Origin of the sequence: Ahrensia sp. 13_GOM-1096m (assembly GCF_000620605.1) — a bacterium.
In the GTDB taxonomy this organism is placed as follows: domain Bacteria; phylum Pseudomonadota; class Alphaproteobacteria; order Rhizobiales; family Rhizobiaceae; genus Ahrensia; species Ahrensia kielensis.
Genome location: NZ_JIAX01000006.1, coordinates 158,110 through 178,395 on the forward strand (window position 1 = coordinate 158,110; position 20,286 = coordinate 178,395).

At 48.6% G+C, this 20,286-nt stretch carries 18 protein-coding genes; 17 read left to right on the forward strand and 1 reads right to left on the reverse strand.

Features of this window, described 5'->3' with window-relative positions; genetic code table 11:
• Positions 1-17: 17 nt before the first annotated feature.
• The 7 genes from N530_RS17195 (at position 18) to trmB (ending at position 7,064) form a co-directional block, all read left to right on the forward strand.
• The gene (locus N530_RS17195) at positions 18-1,100 is read left to right on the forward strand and encodes a PhoH family protein (RefSeq protein WP_035266040.1); all 1,083 of its coding nucleotides are present in this window, start codon (positions 18-20) and stop codon (positions 1,098-1,100) included.
• Positions 1,090-1,569 (forward strand): rRNA maturation RNase YbeY, encoded by a 480-nt coding sequence (ybeY, locus tag N530_RS0101130; RefSeq protein WP_035266041.1) that lies wholly within the window; start codon positions 1,090-1,092, stop codon positions 1,567-1,569. Before N530_RS17195 ends, ybeY begins: the two co-directional genes overlap by 11 nt.
• Before the next feature lie 6 nt (positions 1,570-1,575).
• Positions 1,576-2,700, forward strand: a complete 1,125-nt coding sequence (locus N530_RS0101135) for a hemolysin family protein (RefSeq protein WP_081773858.1) — start codon at positions 1,576-1,578, stop codon at positions 2,698-2,700.
• 69 nt (positions 2,701-2,769) lie between these two features.
• Entirely contained in the window at positions 2,770-4,356 is a 1,587-nt protein-coding gene (gene lnt / locus N530_RS0101140; RefSeq protein WP_026479188.1) for an apolipoprotein N-acyltransferase, read from the forward strand.
• Between the two features lie 149 nt (positions 4,357-4,505).
• On the forward strand, positions 4,506-4,934 hold the full coding sequence (locus tag N530_RS0101145) for a helix-turn-helix domain-containing protein (protein WP_026479189.1): 429 nt from the start codon (positions 4,506-4,508) through the stop codon (positions 4,932-4,934).
• A 142-nt stretch (positions 4,935-5,076) separates the two neighbouring features.
• On the forward strand, positions 5,077-6,348 hold the full coding sequence (metK, locus tag N530_RS0101150) for a methionine adenosyltransferase (protein ID WP_026479190.1): 1,272 nt from the start codon (positions 5,077-5,079) through the stop codon (positions 6,346-6,348).
• A 14-nt stretch (positions 6,349-6,362) separates the two neighbouring features.
• Positions 6,363-7,064, forward strand: a complete 702-nt coding sequence (trmB, locus tag N530_RS0101155; protein WP_026479191.1) for a tRNA (guanosine(46)-N7)-methyltransferase TrmB — start codon at positions 6,363-6,365, stop codon at positions 7,062-7,064.
• 61 nt (positions 7,065-7,125) lie between these two features.
• Here trmB and N530_RS0101160 read toward each other — a convergent pair whose 3' ends face one another.
• Positions 7,126-7,971, reverse strand: coding sequence for a polysaccharide deacetylase family protein (locus tag N530_RS0101160; protein WP_026479192.1), 846 nt, complete (start codon positions 7,969-7,971; stop codon positions 7,126-7,128).
• 251 nt (positions 7,972-8,222) lie between these two features.
• On the opposite strand from N530_RS0101160, the gene rimP reads away from it, so the two are divergent.
• From rimP to pnp, 10 genes are all read left to right on the forward strand, one after another.
• Positions 8,223-8,846: a ribosome maturation factor RimP gene (gene rimP, locus N530_RS0101165; protein ID WP_051540684.1), complete on the forward strand. Its 624-nt coding sequence runs from the start codon at positions 8,223-8,225 to the stop codon at positions 8,844-8,846.
• 41 nt (positions 8,847-8,887) lie between these two features.
• Positions 8,888-10,504 carry a transcription termination factor NusA gene (nusA, locus tag N530_RS0101170; protein ID WP_026479194.1) on the forward strand — a complete coding sequence of 539 codons (1,617 nt, stop codon included), beginning with the start codon at positions 8,888-8,890 and terminating at the stop codon, positions 10,502-10,504.
• 17 nt (positions 10,505-10,521) lie between these two features.
• The gene (locus N530_RS0101175) at positions 10,522-11,193 is read left to right on the forward strand and encodes an RNA-binding protein (RefSeq protein ID WP_018688893.1); all 672 of its coding nucleotides are present in this window, start codon (positions 10,522-10,524) and stop codon (positions 11,191-11,193) included.
• Positions 11,190-13,970, forward strand: a complete 2,781-nt coding sequence (infB, locus tag N530_RS0101180; protein WP_026479195.1) for a translation initiation factor IF-2 — start codon at positions 11,190-11,192, stop codon at positions 13,968-13,970. The genes N530_RS0101175 and infB overlap by 4 nt, the downstream gene beginning before the upstream one ends.
• A gap of 217 nt (positions 13,971-14,187) precedes the next feature.
• Complete coding sequence (gene rbfA / locus N530_RS0101190) at positions 14,188-14,586, forward strand: 30S ribosome-binding factor RbfA (RefSeq protein WP_026479196.1); 399 nt, start codon at positions 14,188-14,190, stop codon at positions 14,584-14,586.
• Positions 14,586-15,524 carry a tRNA pseudouridine(55) synthase TruB gene (gene truB, locus N530_RS0101195; RefSeq protein WP_026479197.1) on the forward strand — a complete coding sequence of 313 codons (939 nt, stop codon included), beginning with the start codon at positions 14,586-14,588 and terminating at the stop codon, positions 15,522-15,524. The genes rbfA and truB overlap by 1 nt, the downstream gene beginning before the upstream one ends.
• 63 nt (positions 15,525-15,587) lie before the next feature.
• The gene (locus tag N530_RS0101200; protein WP_026479198.1) at positions 15,588-17,012 is read left to right on the forward strand and encodes an aldehyde dehydrogenase family protein; all 1,425 of its coding nucleotides are present in this window, start codon (positions 15,588-15,590) and stop codon (positions 17,010-17,012) included.
• Position 17,013: 1 nt separating this feature from the next.
• Entirely contained in the window at positions 17,014-17,481 is a 468-nt protein-coding gene (locus N530_RS0101205) for a GNAT family N-acetyltransferase (RefSeq protein WP_026479199.1), read from the forward strand.
• A 145-nt stretch (positions 17,482-17,626) separates the two neighbouring features.
• A complete protein-coding gene (rpsO, locus tag N530_RS0101210) occupies positions 17,627-17,896 on the forward strand; it encodes a 30S ribosomal protein S15 (RefSeq protein ID WP_018688886.1) in 270 nt (89 codons plus the stop codon).
• 224 nt (positions 17,897-18,120) lie between these two features.
• Positions 18,121-20,247 carry a polyribonucleotide nucleotidyltransferase gene (gene pnp / locus N530_RS0101215; protein ID WP_026479200.1) on the forward strand — a complete coding sequence of 709 codons (2,127 nt, stop codon included), beginning with the start codon at positions 18,121-18,123 and terminating at the stop codon, positions 20,245-20,247.
• Positions 20,248-20,286: the final 39 nt, after the last annotated feature.

Below are 20,286 nucleotides of genomic sequence, written 5' to 3' on the forward strand. Positions count from 1 at the left end.
GAAAATAGGAAACGCGTTTGACCGCTAAATCAAATGTAAAGTCTGCAGCTGATGCTGCGCCACAACAGGCAAGCATCGTCCTTACCTTCGACAATAATAGCCATGCGCGTGCTCTTTTTGGTCAGTTTGAGCAAAATCTCACATTGATAGAAAATCGGCTTGGGCTTGATGTGCGTTCGCGTGGCAATCAGGTCTCAATCAAGGGCGATCCTACGGCTGCTGAACAGGCGCGCCGTGCGCTTGATTCGCTTTATGATCAATTGCAAAAAACAGGCAAAGATCCCGAAGCTGCAGATGTTCAGGGCGCATTGCGAATGGCAATCGCAGCCGATGATCAATTGCAGCTGCCCACAATGAACGGCAAGGAAAATATTGCGGCGGCACAAATTGCAACGCGTAAAAAAACCATTTTTGCACGCACGCCCAACCAAGATAAATATATGCGCGCGCTGGATCGCTGCGAACTTGTGTTCGGCGTAGGGCCTGCTGGTACAGGTAAAACATATCTTGCTGTCGCACATGCCGCGATGCTGCTCGAACGCGGCCATGTTGAACGTATTATTTTGTCGCGCCCTGCTGTTGAAGCCGGTGAACGATTAGGTTTTTTGCCTGGCGACATGAAAGAGAAAGTCGACCCATATCTGCGTCCACTTTACGATGCGCTCTATGATATGATGCCGGGCGAGCAAGTGGAACGTGCCTTAACAGCGGGCCTCATCGAAATTGCGCCATTGGCATTCATGCGCGGCCGCACTTTGGCAAATGCGGCGGTCATCTTGGATGAAGCGCAAAATACGACCTCCATGCAAATGAAGATGTTTTTGACACGGCTTGGCGAAAATGGTCGCATGATGGTGACGGGCGACCCAAGTCAGGTGGATTTACCACGCGGCGAGAAGTCAGGTTTGATCGAAGCATTGCAGGTTTTAGACGGTGTCGACGGTATTACCGAAGTGCGCTTTAAAGACGTTGATGTTGTCAGGCACCCACTCGTTGCTAAAATTGTAAGTGCCTACGATTCAGCTCATGGTGCTTATGAAGCTGCAGGGCGCGGCACCTATCCGCGCCGCCGAGATAAAGAAAGCGGCGATGCTAGTTGAAATTGATATAGCTGAAAATGCCGGTGATTGGCCTAATGTTAAAGACCTTGTTCAGCGCGCCATCACCCATGTTTTTGATATGCTTGAAATGGCAGATGTGGAGAGCGAGTTAAGTCTTGTGCTTACCGATGATACTGAGGTGCAAGGGTTAAATGCTGCTTGGCGCAAAAAAGACAAACCAACAAATGTATTGTCTTTTCCTGCATTTGAGATTGAAGCAGGCCAAAAACCTGGTCCAATGCTTGGTGATATCGTGCTTGCCTATGAGACGGTGAAGCGTGAAGCTGAGCAGGAATCAAAGAGTTTTGAAGATCATACAAGCCACTTGATCGTACATGGACTATTGCATCTTTTAGGCTATGACCATGAAAATGACACCGAAGCAGAACATATGGAAGGTTTAGAAACAACGATTCTTGGTAAAATGGGTATTGATGACCCTTATGCGCCAGATGATGTTGCTCGTTGAAAGTTGATGGAACAATCTGAAAGCGGCCATAGTCGCACACCTGACAAAGAACAAAGCACAGCACTCGTTGTTGTTGATCAGCCGATAGATAAATCTGAAACGCGTGGGCAACCCGGTTTCTTGCAGCGCCTTGTCTATCTGTTCCGGCCGCAATCGGGTTCGGTACGTGAAAGCCTGCACGATGCGCTGAATGCGCAAAGCGATAATGATGAAACAATCTCGCTCGATGAACGCGCAATGCTCAGCAATATTTTGCGTTTGCAAGGAATGCGGGTTGACGATGTTATGGTGCCACGTGCCGACATTGAATCATGTGAGATTAAAACGACACTGGGCGAACTTTTAAAGGTGTTTAAGACATCTGGTCACAGCCGTATGCCTGTATTCGCAGAGATTTTGGATGATCCGCGCGGGATGGTTCATATTCGTGATGTTGTAACGCATTTGATTACAACTGCAGAGAAAAAGCCACGCCGTCGCCGCAATAAGGCCGGGAGCGCAGATACTGCCAAAAACACAAAAAACGATACCTCGTTAGCCGCGCTAGCTGACATTGATTTGGGGCGCGTTGATCTTAGCAAGACCATAGAAGAACTAAAATTAATGCGCGACGTTCTTTTTGTTCCAGGCTCTATGCATGCATCGGATCTTATGGGCCGCATGCAGACGCAGCGTATTCAGATGGCGCTTGTCATCGATGAATATGGCGGAACAGACGGACTTGTATCGCTAGAAGATATTGTTGAGATCGTGGTCGGCAATATTGAAGACGAACATGATGATGTCGATGTTTTGATCGAAACTGTTTCAGACGGTGTTTATATTGTTGATGCGCGTCTTGAGTTGGAAGAAGCGTCAGCACTTTTGGGCCGAGAGTTTTTAACCAAAGCACAAGAAGAAGATGAGGATGTCGATACGATTGGCGGACTGATCTTCTCAATTCTAGGCCATGTTCCTGTGCGCGGAGAAGTTATTCCTTCATTTTGTGGGTATGAACTCGAAGTGCTCGATGCTGATCCACGCCGTATTCGCCGTGTTAAAATATCGATTTCGCGCCAATTGGCACGCAAGCGTCAGACGCGCCGCGAGGTCAATGCTGTCCACGAAGATACAGCGGCATCGGCAGAATAAATTACAATGTTCGCGCAAGTGTGCGAACACTGTTAATTCTATTGATGACGTGATTCGAATGAGGTGGACGTGCAGCGTCTTTCGCAAAAAATATTACTGCTTTCAGGCTGGAAGCGTGCGCTAATCGCGTTCATGATTGGCGCATTGACGGCGCTTGCGCTTGCGCCATTCCATTTTTTCTTCATCGGGTTTCTCACATTCCCTATATTGGTCTGGTTACTCGATGGCGCGGTAGGCCGTATTGAAGCTGGTCGCATTGCCCGCCATTTTCCGGCGTTTTGGACCGGTTGGTTCTTCGGTTTCGGCTACTTTGTTGCGGGCCTTTGGTGGATTTCAAATGCGCTTTTAGTCGAAGCCCCTGAGTTTGCTTGGGCTATTCCTCTTGCCGTTCTTGGGCTGCCTGCTTTGCTTGCAATTTTTTACGGCGCCGCAACGGTTTTAGCCCGAAGTTTTTGGTCCTCCAGTGTCGCGCGGATATTTGTGCTCGCAGCTTCATTTGGTGTCGCAGAATGGTTGCGCACCTTTGTTTTGACCGGTTTTCCTTGGAATGCATTGTCCAATACTATTCAGCCATCACCGCTCATGATGCAAAGCTCGGCCTTTGTTGGTGCCGACGCGATGAATGTTTTAGCGGTTGCCTGTTTTGCGCTTCCGGCAGCTTTTTTCACAAAGGGCCGTGAGCGTATTCTGGCACTTTTATGCTTTATGATCCTTCTTGGTGGGCATTTAGGCATTGGTGTATGGCGGTTGAACTACAGCCCAGAACCTGATGCAGAAGGCAGTATTGTGCGTATTGTTCAGCCAGCGGTTGATCAATCCACGAAGCTTGAACCCGGCGATGGCAAAGAGGTCTTTGATGCCCTTCTTGAGCTTTCTTCGCAGCCAATTGTCGATGAGACCTTGGCACGGCCGCGTTATATTATTTGGCCAGAAACATCAGTGCCATTCATTTTAACGCGTGAGCCTCAGGCTGTGGCGGCAATTGCCGACATGCTAAAGGTTGGACAAAGCTTGGTCGCTGGTGTGGTGCGCGAAGAAGTTGATGAAGACAGTGATGGCAGTCAGCGCCGTTATTATAATTCAATGCTGCTCATCAATGATGAAGGCATCATTACAAGCGCCGCAGATAAAACGCATTTGGTGCCATTTGGTGAATATTTGCCCTTTTCGGAACAACTGAAACAATGGGGCTTTAAAGCCGTAGCGGCGGCGGATCGTGGTTATTTTGCTGGCGCGCAAAGACGAAGCTTGCCTATCTCTACAGGGCTTACAGCAATTCCGTTGATCTGTTACGAGGTGATTTTTGGCGGCGAAATCAATCGTTTAGAAAAAACCGACGGGCTTATGATTAATGTAACCAATGATGCTTGGTATGGACATACACCGGGGCCATATCAGCATTTTCATCAAAGCCAAATACGTGCTGTCGAAATGGGTATGCCAATGGTTCGTGCCGCCAATAATGGTATTTCTGGCTTTATTGACGCGAAGGGGCGCATTAAAGCGAAGTTAGATTATGGGCAGGCAGGTGCAATCGATGCAGAATTGCCTGGTAGCCTTGCCGTTCCTTTTGGCAAGCAGTTCCAATCACAAATATTTTGGTTGCTGGTCGTTTTGTTTACAACTATTGGCATTATTTCACGAACAAGAGGCTGAGTTTGCATTTCTATACCAATACAGTCGTTTGACTCATCTGGTTAAAAATGGAAATTACTTGCCTTAGCGTTTTGCTAACATGCAAAGCCAACGAAATAATACCGCCTGAGCGGAGCAAATAATGCCGCCTGAGCGGAGTGAGGACGATGATGGCCGATACAAAGAAGGTCCCCAACCCTATTGATATTCATGTCGGGAGCAGAATTCGTCTGCGCCGTACAATGATCGGTATGAGCCAAGAAAAACTAGGCGATTCACTGGGTATTACATTCCAACAAATCCAGAAATACGAAAAAGGTTCCAATCGTGTGGGCGCGAGCCGACTTCAGAATCTTGCAGGTATTTTAAATGTACCGGTCTCGTTCTTTTTTGAAGATGCCCCCGGCAGTGATGCTGTTGTGCCCGGCGGACTTGAGGAGACATCGACAAGTTATGTCGTGAACTTTCTCTCCAGTTCTGAAGGTCTTCAGCTCAACCGTGCGTTCGTTAAGATTTCTGATCCAAAGATACGTCGCCGCCTTATTGATCTTGTAAAGACGCTGGCGGATGCCGCTGATGGGGATGAAGGTACAGTTTAACGTATAGATAAAACATATGCACTTATGTTTATATCTTTCTATTATGCTGTCTTGCCCTTGACCTTTATGCCTCAAACCAATATCCAAACGGCCAATATTCGGTGGCAATTGCCGCTATTACCCTATTTGCAGGATTACCGATATGAGCCGCCAAAATTACCTCTTCACCAGTGAATCTGTCTCCGAAGGTCACCCAGATAAGGTATGTGATAGGATCTCTGACGAAATCGTAGACATGATCTACAAAGAGGCCCGCAAAAACGGTGATGATGCATTGTGGAATGTGCGCGTGGCCTGCGAAACTCTAACGACGACCAATCGCGTGGTTATTGCTGGCGAAGTGCGTGTACCGGAAATTTTCTTCAAGAAAGACAAGTCTGGTAACGTGCTCAAAGACGCAGCGGGAAATCCAGTAATTGCACCGGGACGTTTTCGCTCTGCGGCGCGCCGTGCCATTAAAGATATTGGTTATGAGCAGGACGGCTTCCATTGGAAGACTGCGAAAATCGATGTTTTGCTTCATGCTCAATCAGCGGACATTGCGCAGGGCGTTGATAATTCTGCCGACCGTCAAGGTGAAGAAGGCGCAGGCGATCAGGGCATCATGTTTGGCTATGCGTGTGAGGAAACGCCAGAGCTTATGCCCGCTCCAATTTACTATGCGCATAAAATTCTTGAACTGCTGGCGACCGCACGAAAAACAGGTGAAGGCGATGTTTCCAAGCTTGGTCCAGACGCAAAGTCTCAGGTTACCGTGCGCTATGAAGATGGCTTGCCAAAAGAAGTAACATCGATCGTGCTTTCAACACAGCACCTTGATGCGTCATGGGATTCCAAAAAAGTACGCGCCGTATGCGAGCCATATATTCGTGAAGCGTTGACAGATTTGCCAATTGCTGATGACTGCATCTGGTACATTAATCCGACGGGTAAATTTGTGATCGGCGGCCCTGATGGTGATGCTGGCCTAACTGGCCGCAAGATTATTGTTGATACTTACGGCGGTGCAGCCCCCCACGGCGGCGGTGCATTCTCTGGTAAAGACACAACCAAAGTTGACCGCTCGGCTGCTTATGCATCGCGTTATTTGGCGAAAAATATTGTTGCTGCCAAACTTGCAAGTCGCTGCACAATTCAGCTTTCTTATGCAATTGGCGTGGCTCAACCTTTGTCAATTTACGTTGATACGCATGGCACAGGAAAAGTGCACGAAAACAAAATTGAAGCTGCAATCCGCGAAACTATGGATTTGTCGCCGGGCGGTATTCGTCGTCACTTGAACTTGAACAAGCCAATCTATGCGAAAACGGCAGCTTATGGTCATTTTGGCCGCAAGGCTGGGCGCGACGGTTCGTTCTCATGGGAAAAAACGGACATCGTTAAAGCGCTTAAAGCCGCTGTTGCTGCTGCCTGATCGGCGCATAGGTGATGAGCGAAGATAGACGAAGCCGTTCTACAGAGGCATTTTTTGGCAGAAGGCGCGGTAAGGCAATGAAGCCGCGCCAATCAGGCCAATATGAGTCGCAATTACCCAAATTGCGCATTGCTATCGATACAGACACAGCTCCCGCATCGATGTCGGCATTATTTGAACATGCACCAGCGAAGGTGCGCCTTGAAATAGGCTTCGGCGGCGGCGAGCATCTCGTTCATGAAGCGACACGCTTCCCTGATATTGGTTTTATTGGTGTAGAGCCGTTCGTGAATTCAATGGCGAAATTTCTTGCCAATGCTAGCGAAGCAGGTTTGGAAAATCTTCGCGTCTATGATGATGATGCCACCCAGCTTCTTGATTGGATGCCAGCAAATTCGATTGATGGCATTGATCTTCTTTATCCAGACCCTTGGCCAAAAAAGAAGCATTGGAAGCGCCGTTTTGTGAACCCGCAAAACTTGTCTCGTTTTGCTCGCGTTTTGAAATCGGGAAGCTTGTTCCGCTTCGCTTCAGATATCGACACATATGTTAATTGGACACTCAACCATTGTGATGAGCATCCAGATTTTGAGTGGCTGGCGCAAACCGCTGATGATTGGCATACGCCCTATGAGGCATGGCCTGGCACGCGCTATGAGGCAAAAGCCTTTAGGGAAGGCCGCACGCCTGCCTATCTAACATTCCTGCGAAAGTAGATTTGGCTGAATGTGTTTGAAGCACCCGCAATTGCAGGCGCTTCTCGTTGGTTGTTATTGTTTAATTATCAAGTAAGGCAACGGCCCCACCGGCACCGCGAGAAGGCTGTAAGTTGACGACTTTATAGCCATCTGCTTTCAATCGGCGAAGTAATGTCGGTAACATCGTGGCTGTGCGATTGTGAAGATCATGCAACAATATGATGCCGCTACCTTTGGCGTGTAAACGCTTCATCGTTTGCTCCACGACATGCGCAGGACTGACTTTAAAATAGTCTTTGCTATCAATATCAACGTCGAGAACGACTGTTCCGCGTGATGCGAGGTGGTCACGTAGTTTTGACGTGTTGCTTAAATATGGAAAGCGGAAGAAAGCAACTTCGCTCCCCGTGGCGGCTCTTACAGCGCGCTCGCCTCGGCGAATATTATCAATCGCGGAAGAGAAGCTTTGTTTGGCAAGGTTGTCGTGATTGTAGGTATGGCTACCTATAGCATGTCCTTGTTGTGCAACGCGCTTTGCTAGGGCTGGATTTGCCTTTGCCATCTGGCCTACCATAAGAAATGTTGCTTTGATGCCGTGCTGATCAAGCGCATTTAAAACACGTTCAGTTTTCCCGGGCGCAGGGCCATCATCAAACGTCAGGATAACCTCTTTATTCTGCAGTTTTATATCGCGTATTGATGAAGCGTAGATCGTCCGTCCGGCAAGGCCGTGGTTTGAGCTATAGTTGTTTTCATAGTCTGCTTTGGGTTCTTTTGGGCGGAAGATGAGAGGTTCATCTGCTTGGTATGACGATGCAGTGATTGGCCGATCTGTACTAAGGCTCGTAACTGGTTTGGGTTTGGATGCACAGCCCGCAACGATAAGCCCGGCAAGAACGCTGACAAAAACACTCGAAAAACGCATAATCAATTTACCTGTACAAAATAAATGAGCCGTAAGCGAAGCCCTTAATAAACATGGTAAATGCTCTTGGTTAATCAGCTGCGAACAAACGTGGTTAGCAAAAAGTAAACCGCAGACTTTGGCTGAATACCGAGAATTTCAACAGCGTCCTTGCAAATCCGTCAGTGTGGGCGTATATCAAATGAAAATCTTGATCGAACGAGCAAGAGTGGGCCCAACGGACCCGCTCTTTTTTATTACTTAAAGGGCCTATGACCGAACAAAACGCTTTACCTCCGGTGGAAAACTATGAGCCGCGCCTCATCACAGAGACGGGTGTTGATGCTCGTATTGCTTCCATTGTTGAGCCAGTCATTAATAGTGCGGGTTATGTTTTATGCCGCGTCCGACTAAGTGGTTTGAATGGCCTTACCTTGCAAATTATGGTAGAGCGGCCAGACGGCACAATGACGGTTTCTGACTGCGAAGAAGTCAGCCGCATAGTGTCACCGCTACTTGATGTCGAAGACCCTGTTGAACGCCAGTATTACTTGGAAATTTCGACGCCAGGTATTGATAGGCCGCTTGTGCGCAAATCAGATTTTGCAAAATGGGACGGGCATATCGTTAAGTTGGAAACATCGCGCTTGGTGGATAACCGCAAGCGGTTCCGTGGTACTATTACAGCGGTTACCGAGAGCGAATTCACACTGGTGCCGGACAAGGCAACTTACGGTGAAAACAGTTCAGTGGTGATCCCTCTCGATGCCATAAACGATGCTCGATTGATTTTGACAGATGAATTGATCCGCGATTCTTTGAAGGCGGAAAAAGCTGCGCGCATAGCGCGTGGTGAAACGATAGACGACGACACAGATAATAACGACAACTCTTAAAGTGAAATGCTGATGGCTTGGCGCCATCAAGGAGAACTTTCATGGCCGTAAGTGCAAACAAACTAGAGCTTCTTCAAATAGCGGATGCTGTTGCGCGTGAAAAACTGATCGACAAGGAAATTGTCATCGGTGCGATGGCGGATGCCATCCAGAAGGCAGCGAAGTCCCGCTATGGTCAAGAAACCAATGTGCATGCGGACATTAATGCCAAAACTGGTGAAATCCGGCTTGAGCGCTTGATGGAAGTTGTCGACGAAGTCGAAAACTATGACAACCAAATCCATATTGATTTGGCGCGGGCTGATAATCCTGAAATCGAAGTTGGCCAGTTCACGCGCGAAACATTGCCGCCGCTCGATTTTGGCCGCATTGCAGCGCAATCTGCAAAGCAGGTTATCGTGCAAAAAGTGCGCGAAGCTGAGCGTGATAAGCAATATGATGAATACAAAGACCGTGTTGGTGAAATCATCAACGGCACTGTTAAGCGTGTTGAATATGGCAATGTGATTGTTGATCTGGGCCGCGGCGAAGGTATTATTCGCCGTGACGAACTGATCCCGCGTGAGACTTACCGTTATGGTGAGCGCGTGCGTGCCATTGTTTATGATGTGCGCCGTGAACAGCGCGGCCCGCAAATATTCTTGAGCCGTACGCATCCGCAATTCATGGCGAAACTCTTCCAGATGGAAGTGCCGGAAATCTATGACGGTATCATCGAGATCAAATCCGTTGCTCGTGACCCTGGTTCACGTGCAAAAATCGCCGTTATTTCTTCAGATTCTTCAATCGATCCTGTTGGCGCATGTGTTGGTATGCGCGGTTCACGTGTGCAGGCCGTTGTCGCCGAACTTCAGGGCGAAAAAATCGATATCATTCCTTGGCAGCCAGATGCGGCTTCCTTTATCGTGAACGCATTGCAGCCTGCTGAGGTTGCTAAAGTGGTTCTTGATGAAGATGCTGAGCGTATTGAAGTTGTTGTACCAGACGAGCAATTGTCATTGGCAATTGGTCGCCGCGGACAGAACGTGCGTTTGGCATCGCAGCTAACAGGCTGGGATATTGACATTCTGACAGAGGAAGAAGAATCTTCTCGTCGTCAGAAAGAGTTTGCCGAACGCTCTGAATTGTTTATGCATGCGCTAGACGTTGATGAAATGGTTGGTCAGCTACTGGCATCTGAAGGTTTCTCTTCAATTGAAGAAGTCGCCTATGTTGATGCTGATGAAGTTGCGGCAATCGACGGTTTTGACGCAGATACTGCTGGTGAGATACAAACACGAGCAAATGAGTATCTAGAACGTATCGAAACAGAAAATGACGAAAAACGTAAAGCACTTGGCGTTGAAGACCTTCTGATCGAAATTCCTGGTATGACAACAGCAATGTTGGTCACGCTTGGTGAAGATGGTATCAAAACCATGGATGACTTTGCTGGCTGTGCCGTTGACGATCTGTGCGGATGGCGTGAACGTAAAGATGGTGAGACAAAAACATTTGATGGTCTCTTTACACTTTACGGAACAACACGTGCCGAAGCAGAAGAGATGATTGTTACTGCGCGCCTTGCAGAAGGCTGGATTAAGCAGGAAGATTTGGATGCAGACGTTGAGGCTGAAGCAACTGAAACTGATGAAGCAGAGGTATCGAACGCGATTTAACGATTTGCGTGACAATTATGACCAAGGGCAATGCATCTGATATGAATGACCGCAAATGTATTGTCACAGGTGAAAGTGGTGACGCGGACGTTTTGATGCGTTTTGTCATTGGGCCAGGTGATCAGGTTGTGCCTGATTTAAAGCGAAATTTACCTGGTCGTGGTTGTTGGGTGCGCGCTGAGCGCACATATATAGAGAAGGCCGTTGCAAAAGGGCTGTTTGCGCGTGGGTTTAAACAAAATGTTGCCGCGCACGCCGATCTGCCCGATCTGGTTGATCAGCTGCTTCAGCGCGCTGCCCTTGGTAGCTTGGGTTTGGCACGAAAAGCTGGAGCTGCAATTTTCGGTTCGGCGCAGGTCGATAAAGCGGTTCGCGCAGGCAAAGCATTGGCAGTTTTGCACTCTACGGCGGCAGCGCCTGACGGCGTAAGAAAGATAACGCAAGCCAGACGCGCAACAGTGCATCTGGGTGGTCCAAGAATAGAGTCGTTTACTTTATTTGGACGTGACGAAATGGATTTGGCTTTTGGCGGCGGAAATGTGATACATGCCGCAATAATGAATGCTGGACCGGGTGCAGCAGCGCTGAAAAGACTTAATGCGCTGAAAATGTATCGGCAGATAGCAGATGAACATGACATGCCAGAAGGACAAAGCTTCTGGGATGAGGAAGAAACGGACGAAGAATGAGCGATATGAATTCTGACGACAATAAAAAAGGCGGCTCTGGGCGCACTCTCTCTTTAAAGGGTAGTGGTTCAGGTACTGTGCGTCAAAATTTGAGCCATGGCCGCTCTAAGCAGGTTGTGGTTGAAACGCGCAAACGCAAGTTTCTAACGCCTAAAGAAAAAGCGGCTCAGGCTAAAGCCGAAGCCGATGCGATGGCAGCAGCAGCAGCGGCTGTTGCAGCCCGCATTAAAGAAACGGAAACGCGTGTGGAAACACCGCCGCCACCAGGTAAAGTGGTGCGCGAGACACCTGCTGTTGTTGAAGAAGTAGCACCAGTTGCGGAAGAAGTTGTTGCGCCGCAGGAACCTGAGGTTGCACCAGTTAAAGAGGTTGCTCCTGTTAAAGAGGTGCCAGAAGAAAAACCGGCGCCTGTTGAAGCTAAAGAGCCTGTAAAACCAACGCCGCCGCCAGTACAGATACCTGCTAGGGCGCCAGCGCCAAAGGCTGCGAAACCTGTTATCAATAAAACACGTGGACGCAACCTATCGAAGAATGAGATGGACGCTCGTATGCGTGCGCTCGAAAGTGCAAAAGAACGTGCTGCTGAAGATGAAGCACGCGCGGCTGAAATGACACGCCGACGTGCGGCAGAAGAAGATTTCCGCCGTAAGCAGGACGAAGAAGCTGCAAAACGCGCAGCTGATGAACAGCGCCGCGCTGAAGAAAAAGTACGCGCTGAAGAAAAAGCAGCAAAAGCGGCACAAATGTCTCCAGCTGATGCGGAAGCAGCTGCTGCACGTAGCGAAAGCAAACGTGGTAGCGCTATGCCAACGCCAGTGCGCCGTCCTGAAAAGGAAGATGCTAAACCAGCGCGTAATACACGCGGCACAGATCAGCGTCGTCGTGGTAAGCTAACGCTCGCCAATGCGACAGGTGATGGCGAAGGCCGATCACGTTCAATGGCAGCGATGCGTCGTCGCCAAGAGAAAATCAAGCGCGCGCAAAGCGGTCAATCTGGCCCGCGCGAGAAAGTAGCGCGTGAAGTGCAGCTACCTGAAACAATCACTATTCAGGAACTAGCTCAGCGTATGGCAGAGCGTTCGGTGGATGTCGTCAAGTACCTCATGAAAGAGGGACAGATGATGAAACCAGGCGATTTGATTGATGCCGATTTGGCGCAATTGATTGCTGAAGAATTTGGCCACACTGTTAAGCGTGTTACCGAAGCGGATGTTGAAGAAGGTATCTTTGACGTTCAGGACAAGGTCGAAGATCTTGAAACCCGTGCACCGGTTGTCACTATTATGGGCCATGTTGACCACGGTAAAACATCATTGCTCGATGCTATTCGTAATGCGCGTGTAACTGCAGGCGAAGCCGGCGGTATCACACAGCACATTGGTGCCTATCAGGTTGAGCAAAACGGTCAAAAGATCACATTCCTTGATACACCTGGCCACGCTGCGTTTACTGCAATGCGTGCCCGTGGTGCGCAGGCTACAGATATTGCGATCCTCGTGGTTGCAGCTGATGATTCGGTTATGCCGCAAACGATTGAGTCTATTGCTCATATCAAAGCGTCAGGCGTTCCGATGATCGTCGCAATCAACAAAATCGACAAACCATCTGCTGATCCGCAAAAAGTTCGCACAGAGCTCTTGCAGCATGAAGTGTTTGTAGAATCGATGGGTGGTGACACGCAGGAAGTTGAAGTTTCGGCTCTTAAGGGCACAAACTTGGACGGCCTTTTGGAAGCGATTTTGTTGCAGTCCGAAGTTCTTGAGTTGAAAGCCAACCCGAACCGTTCTGCAGAAGGTACAGTTGTTGAAGCCAAATTGGATAAGGGACGCGGTGCTGTTGCAACCGTACTCATCCAAACCGGTACATTGAAAACGGGCGACATCATTGTTGCTGGTTCGCAATGGGGCAAGGTTCGCGCATTGATCAACGATCAAGGCGAACAGATTGCAGCAGGTCTGCCATCAATGCCGGTCGAAATTCTTGGCCTCAGCGGCACGCCGCAAGCTGGTGACCGTATGGCGGTTGTTGATAGCGAAGCGCGGGCACGTGAAATCACAGATTACCGTCAACGTTTAGACCGTGAGAAAGCTGTTGCGCGTCAAACAGGTGCGCGTGGCTCACTTGAACAGATGATGGCTTTGGCTGCCGATAAGGATCGTGCCGAATTCCCACTTCTTATTAAAGGCGATGTACAGGGTTCTGTAGAAGCCATTAATGGTGCGCTTGATAAAATGAGCACGGAAGAAGTGATCGCACGTGTCATCCATTCGGGTGCCGGCGGTATTACAGAAACCGATGTTTCGCTTGCAGAATCAACGGGTGCTGCAATCATGGGCTTCAACGTTCGTGCCAATAAACAGGCACGTGAGGCTGCGGAAGCAGCTGGCGTAGAAATCCGCTACTACAACATCATCTATAACCTACTTGATGACGTAAGAGCTGCGATGGAAGGTCTTCTATCTCCAGAACGCCGTGAAACATTCCTTGGTAACGCGGAAATGCTCGAAATCTTCAACATCACGAAAGTCGGCAAAATTGCTGGTTGCCGTGTCACTGAGGGTAAAGTTGAGCGCGGTGCTGGTGTTCGCCTTATCCGTGACAACGTTGTTATCCATGAAGGTAAACTGAAAACACTCAAACGCTTCAAAGACGAAGTTGCTGAAGTGCCTTCTGGTCAAGAATGCGGTATGGCATTTGAAAACTACGAAGACATTCGCGAAGGCGATGTTGTTGAATGTTTCCGTGTCGAAGAGATCGCACGTAAGCTTGAAGCTTAATTAAAACTCACACCGGACGGTCCAATCCCGTCCGGTAGGGGAGCAATATGACGCTTGAATTCAAGCATAATTCCACGGCACATAAAGCGCCCAGCAAGACAAAGCTTGGCTATGCTTCACGTTTTTTAACGGGCGTAGCAAACGCTGCCGAAATACGAATTTCAAAACTCAACCTCAAGCTATGTTCTCATTATCAATGGAAGAGCGCAAATAACCTATGAGTAAAACAAACGAACCAAATCAGCGCCAGCTACGTGTTGGGGAAAATGTACGCCATGCATTAACGCAGCTTATTCAGCGCGGCGATCTGCAAGATCCAGCCCTTGATGGCGTGGTTCTATCCATTACCGAAGTGCGCATGTCGTCGGACTTAAAAATTGCAACAGCTTTTATCACGGCATTTGGCCAGCAGGATATGCAGCCCATTGTTAAGGCGCTCGCAGCAAATGCAAAATTTATACGCGGCCGTGTTAGCCCGCAATTGCGTGAAATGAAATATATGCCGTCATTTCGTTTTAGGCCCGATACGAGTTTTGACAATTTCTCGAAAATTGATGCTTTGCTGAAAAGCCCAGAAGTTGCACGCGATCTTAATGACGATGAGGGCGAAGACTAATGGCACGTCAACGCAAGAAAAAAGGCCGTCCTGTTTCCGGCTGGATTATTTTAGATAAGCCACTGGAAATGGGTTCAACCGAAGCTGTTGGCAAAATCAAATGGTTGTTTGGCGCGCAAAAGGCAGGCCATGGCGGCACATTAGATCCGCTCGCGACAGGTGTCTTGCCAATTGCATTGGGTGAAGCAACCAAAACGATGCCATATGTAACTGACGGAACCAAAGCATATCGGTTCAAAGTTGCATGGGGCGCGCAAACATCGACGGACGACCTTGAAGGCGAACAAATCAAAACTTCGGACAAGCGGCCAGAACGTGCTGAAGTAGAAGCCATTCTTGCCAATTACACAGGTGTGATTAGCCAGATACCACCGCAGTTTTCGGCCATCAAAATTGATGGTGCACGCGCTTATGATCTTGCTCGCGGTGGTGAGCAGGTGGACATTAAAGCCCGTGAAGTTGAAATTGATGAGATCAAGATCACTGAGCACGCAGCAGATGAAACCACTTTCGAAGTTGAATGCGGCAAGGGCACTTATGTGCGCTCCTTGGCGCGCGATTTGGGTATTGAGCTTGGCTGTTATGGCCATGTAACCGAGCTGCGCCGCACACTTGTTGAGCCATTTGACGAGGCTGATCTTGTGTCGCTGTCTGATTTGGAAGCTGCAAAGCCAGAAATAGTTGATGATGAAGCGGTCGATTATGGCGCGCTCGATGCGTTGCTACTCGATACAGGTGAAGCGATGGGTGGTTTGCCGCGTGTTGAACTTTCCGATGAACAGGCCCAGCGTATTCGTATGGGTAATCCTGCTTTGTTGATTGGCCGAGATGCGCCAATTGCAGAAGATGAGGCATGTGCTTTCATCAAAGGAAAACTGCTGGCTATTGGTGAAATCGGCAAAGGGACATTTCAGCCCAAGCGCGTATTTAATCTTTGATCATAGGGCTTTTTGTTTAGCGGCATTTAACCTACATTAGGGCTTCAAGACATGGAGCCCAAAATGATCGATAAGCGCAATTTTTATATCAATGGCAGCTGGGTAAAACCGCTCGTTGAAAATGATTTGGAAGTGATTGATCCTGCGACGGAAGAAGCGTGCGCGATCATCTCTTTGGGAGCTAAAGCTGATCTCGATCTAGCGGTAAAAGCTGCAAAAGACAGTTTCGATAGCTGGGCAGCAACGCCCGTTGATGAGCGCCGCGCACTTATCGTCAAGCTTGGCGAAATCATGAAAGAGCGCTTGAGCGAATTGGGCGAAGCCATCAGCCTAGAAATGGGTGCGCCGATTGACCTTGCCGCAAATGATCAGGCAGGTGTCGGGCCTTGGCATCTAAAAGGTTTCCTCAAAGCGCTTGATGATTTCGAGTGGGAAAAACCATTCCAAGACGGGCAGACAATTATACGCGAGCCTATCGGTGTCTGTGGTCTCATCACTCCTTGGAACTGGCCAATCAATCAAATCACCTTAAAGGTTATTCCGGCGCTTGCGACCGGTTGCACATGCGTTCTCAAGCCTTCGGAAATAGCACCCCTATCTGCCATGCTCTTTGCTGAGTTTGTTGATCAGGCAGGTTTTCCAAAAGGTGTCTTTAACCTTGTAAATGGCGATGGTGCAGGCGTTGGCGAAGCCATGTCAACGCATCCAGATATTGATATGATGAGCTTTACCGGTTCAACCCGCGCCGGAGCGCTGGTCACGAAAGGGGCGGCTGACACGGTTAAGCGTGTAACGCTTGAACTTGGCGGTAAATCACCGAATATCATTTTTGCCGATTGTGATCTGGAGAAAATGGTAACCGGCGGCGTTGAGCATTGCATGGAAAATACTGGCCAATCATGTAACTCGCCAACACGTATGCTGGTTGAAGAAAGCGTTTATGAGCAGGCGGTATCTATTGCGAAAGTTGCTGCTGAAAACGTGAAAGTAGGCTCTCCAAGAGAAAAGGGCAGCCACATCGGCCCGCTCGTCAGTCAGATGCAATATGACAAGGTTCAGGCGCTGATTGAAATCGGCATCAAAGAAGGTGCGCGGCTCGTGACAGGCGGCTTGGGTCGTCCTGAAGGCTTTAATCGCGGATATTTTGTCCGTCCGACCGTATTTGCGGACGTAACGCCGGATATGACGATCTACAAAGAAGAAATTTTCGGTCCGGTTCTATCCATGATCGCGTTTGACGGTTCAGAAGATGAGGCTGTGCGCCTCGGTAATGATACCCCATACGGTTTGGCTGCGTACTTAAGCACGGATGATAAAGAAAAAGGTGATCGTGTTGGGCGCCGCCTGCGTGCAGGTATGGTGCGCGTGAACCGTAAAGGACTAGGCATGGGCCATCCTTTTGGTGGCTATAAACAGTCTGGTAATGGCCGCGAGGGCGGCGCTTGGGGATTGGAAGACTTCACGGAAGTGAAAATTCTTTCGCAATAAAATGACCACACTAACGATCAAAGAAGATGATCTTATGGGATCAGAGATTGCCGCTCTCCTGCAGCGGCATCTCGACCATATGTTTGCGATTACACCGGCTGAAAGCGTTTTTGCGCTGGATATAGCTGCGCTTCGTGTACCTGAAATAAGCTTTTGGTCTGCATATTTAGATGGTGAACTGGTTGGGTGTGTTGCGCTCAAGGATCACGGCAATGGCTTGGGTGAGATTAAATCCATGCACACACTGGAAAAACATCGCGGAAAGCGCATCGCTTATCATCTGGTTAAACATCTCATTGATGAAGCGCAGAACCGTGGCTTGAAACGGTTGAGCTTGGAAACGGGTAAGACTGAGCACTTTATGCCCGCACAAAAGCTCTATGAACGCTTTGGGTTTACCGCCTCTGGCCCATTTGCGGATTATGGTCCGGATCCGCACAGCTATTTTATGACATTGGCGCTTGCTTAGTTTAAACAAAGCTCCCTCTTTCATTTCATGCCAAAATAGACTATGTGCAGCGCAATACAGCAAATATTTGCAGTATATGGCCCTTGCTGGACGACATCCCGGTCTGGGCGACCGATTAACCCTTCATATTAAGAAAGGACATCCGATGTCGATTACACCTGAGCGTAAAGCTGAGTTAATCCAGAAATTTGCCACAAAAGCTGGCGATACTGGTTCACCGGAAGTGCAAGTAGCGATCCTTACAGACCGCATCAACACACTCACAGGTCACTTCAAAGACCACAAAAAGGATAACCATTCCCGCCGTGGACTTTTGAAAATGGTTTCTTCGCGCCGTAGTCTTCTGGACTATTTGAAGCGCAAGGACGAAGCACGCTATTCAAAGCTCATTTCTGAGCTTGGTCTACGTCGCTAACTGAATTGAGAGCGGGCTTTGGCCCGCTCTTTTTCCAGTGGATTTAATTTCATTGGAAAGAAGAACGGGTTTGAATATGTTCGAGAAAGAAAGAACATATTCTATGGGGCAGGATTGCCGGTTACTTGTATTCAAGTGCCCAGTCGTCTTGCCCAAGCTCATAATGAAGAAAAAGCGCACGCGAAATGTAGCAGTGCGCATGCATGAACTTGAAAGGACAAGACATGTTCGATCACCATAAGGTGGAAGTTGAGTGGGGCGGTCGCACGCTAACACTCGAAACAGGTAAAATCGCCCGTCAGGCTGACGGTGCAGTATTGGCAACATACGGCGAAACAGTCGTTCTTGCGACAGTTGTATCTGCAAAAACAGCTAAGCCAGGCCAAGACTTTTTCCCGCTAACAGTAAACTATCAGGAAAAGACATTTGCTGCGGGTAAGATTCCAGGTGGTTTCTTTAAGCGCGAAGGCCGTCCTTCTGAAAAAGAAACACTAACATCGCGTCTAATCGACCGTCCAATCCGTCCGCTTTTCGCGGAAGGCTATAAGAATGAAACACAAGTTGTTTTGACCGTTCTTCAGCACGATCTGGAAAACGATCCAGATATGGTTGCAATGGTTGCTGGTTCTGCCGCGCTAACAATTTCTGGCGTGCCATTCATGGGCCCACTTGGTGCTGCACGTGTTGGCTACATCAATGGCGAATATGTTTTGAACCCACATATCGACGAGATGGAAGAGAGCAATCTTGACCTTGTTGTTGCTGGTACACAAGACGCTGTTTTGATGGTTGAATCAGAAGCTAAAGAGCTAGACGAAGAAACAATGCTCGGCGCTGTCATGTTCGGTCACAGAGGCTTCCAGCCTGTTATTAAAGCCATCATTTCACTTGCTGAAGTTGCTGCGAAAGACCCACGCGATTATACGCCTGAAGATTTGTCTGCACTTGAAGCTGAAATGGCTAAGATTGCAGCTTCTGATCTGTCTGCAGCATATAAAATCACAGACAAACAAGAGCGTTACAAAGCTATTGATGCGGCGAAAGCTAAAGTCAAAGAAGCAATGTTGCCGGAAGATGGTGAAGGCGAACATACGCCTGAACAAATCGGCGCTGTATTCAAATCATTGCAGGCGAACGTTGTTCGCGGTGACATTTTGAAAACAAAGAAACGTATTGATGGCCGTGATCTGGAAACAGTTCGCCCAATCATTTCTGAAGTTGGTGTATTCCCGCGTACACACGGTTCTGCAATCTTTACCCGTGGTGAAACACAGGCAATGGTTGTTGCAACTTTGGGTACTGGTGATGATGAGCAGTTCATCGACTCGCTCACAGGCACTTACAAAGAAAGCTTTATGCTGCACTACAACTTCCCACCATATTCTGTTGGTGAAGCTGGCCGCATGGGCTCACCGGGCCGCCGCGAAATTGGTCACGGCAAATTGGCTTGGCGCGCGGTTCATCCGATGCTCCCAGCACCGGAAGACTTCCCATACACTATCCGCGTTGTTTCAGAGATTACTGAATCAAACGGTTCATCTTCTATGGCTTCTGTTTGTGGTGCGTCATTGGCAATGATGGACGCTGGCGTTCCGATCAAAGCACCTGTTGCTGGTATCGCGATGGGCCTTATCAAAGAAGGCGATGATTTCGCTGTTCTTTCCGATATCCTTGGCGATGAAGATCACCTCGGCGATATGGACTTTAAAGTTGCTGGTTCTGAAAATGGTATCACTGCATTGCAGATGGACATCAAAATTCAGGGTATCACTGAAGACATCATGAAGATCGCATTGGAGCAGGCTAAAGGCGGCCGTATCCATATTCTCGGTGAAATGGCAAATGCATTGTCAGAGAGCCGCGGCGAGCTTGGTGAGTTTGCACCGCGTATCGAAGTGATGCAGGTTCCAGTTGATAAAATCCGGGATGTTATCGGCGCAGGCGGTAAAGTTATCCGCGAAATCGTTGAAAAAACAGGCGCGAAAATCAACATCGAAGACGATGGTACTGTGAAGATCGCATCTTCATCTGGCAAAGAAATCGAAGCTGCGAAAAAGTGGATTCACTCAATCACAGCTGAGCCGGAAGTTGGCGAAATCTATGAAGGTACAGTCGTTAAGGTTGCTGACTTTGGCGCATTCGTGAACTTCTTTGGACCTAAAGACGGTCTCGTTCATATTTCTCAGCTTGCCAGTGAGCGTGTTGCGAAAACAGCGGACGTTGTAAAAGAAGGCCAGAAGGTTTGGGTTAAACTGATGGGCTTTGATGACCGTGGTAAAGTTCGCCTTTCCATGAAAGTTGTCGATCAAGAAACTGGAAAAGAATTTCCAAAAGAAGAAAGCGAAGACTGATCTAACAGTCTCACTTGAAACTTGATACATAAGCGCGGC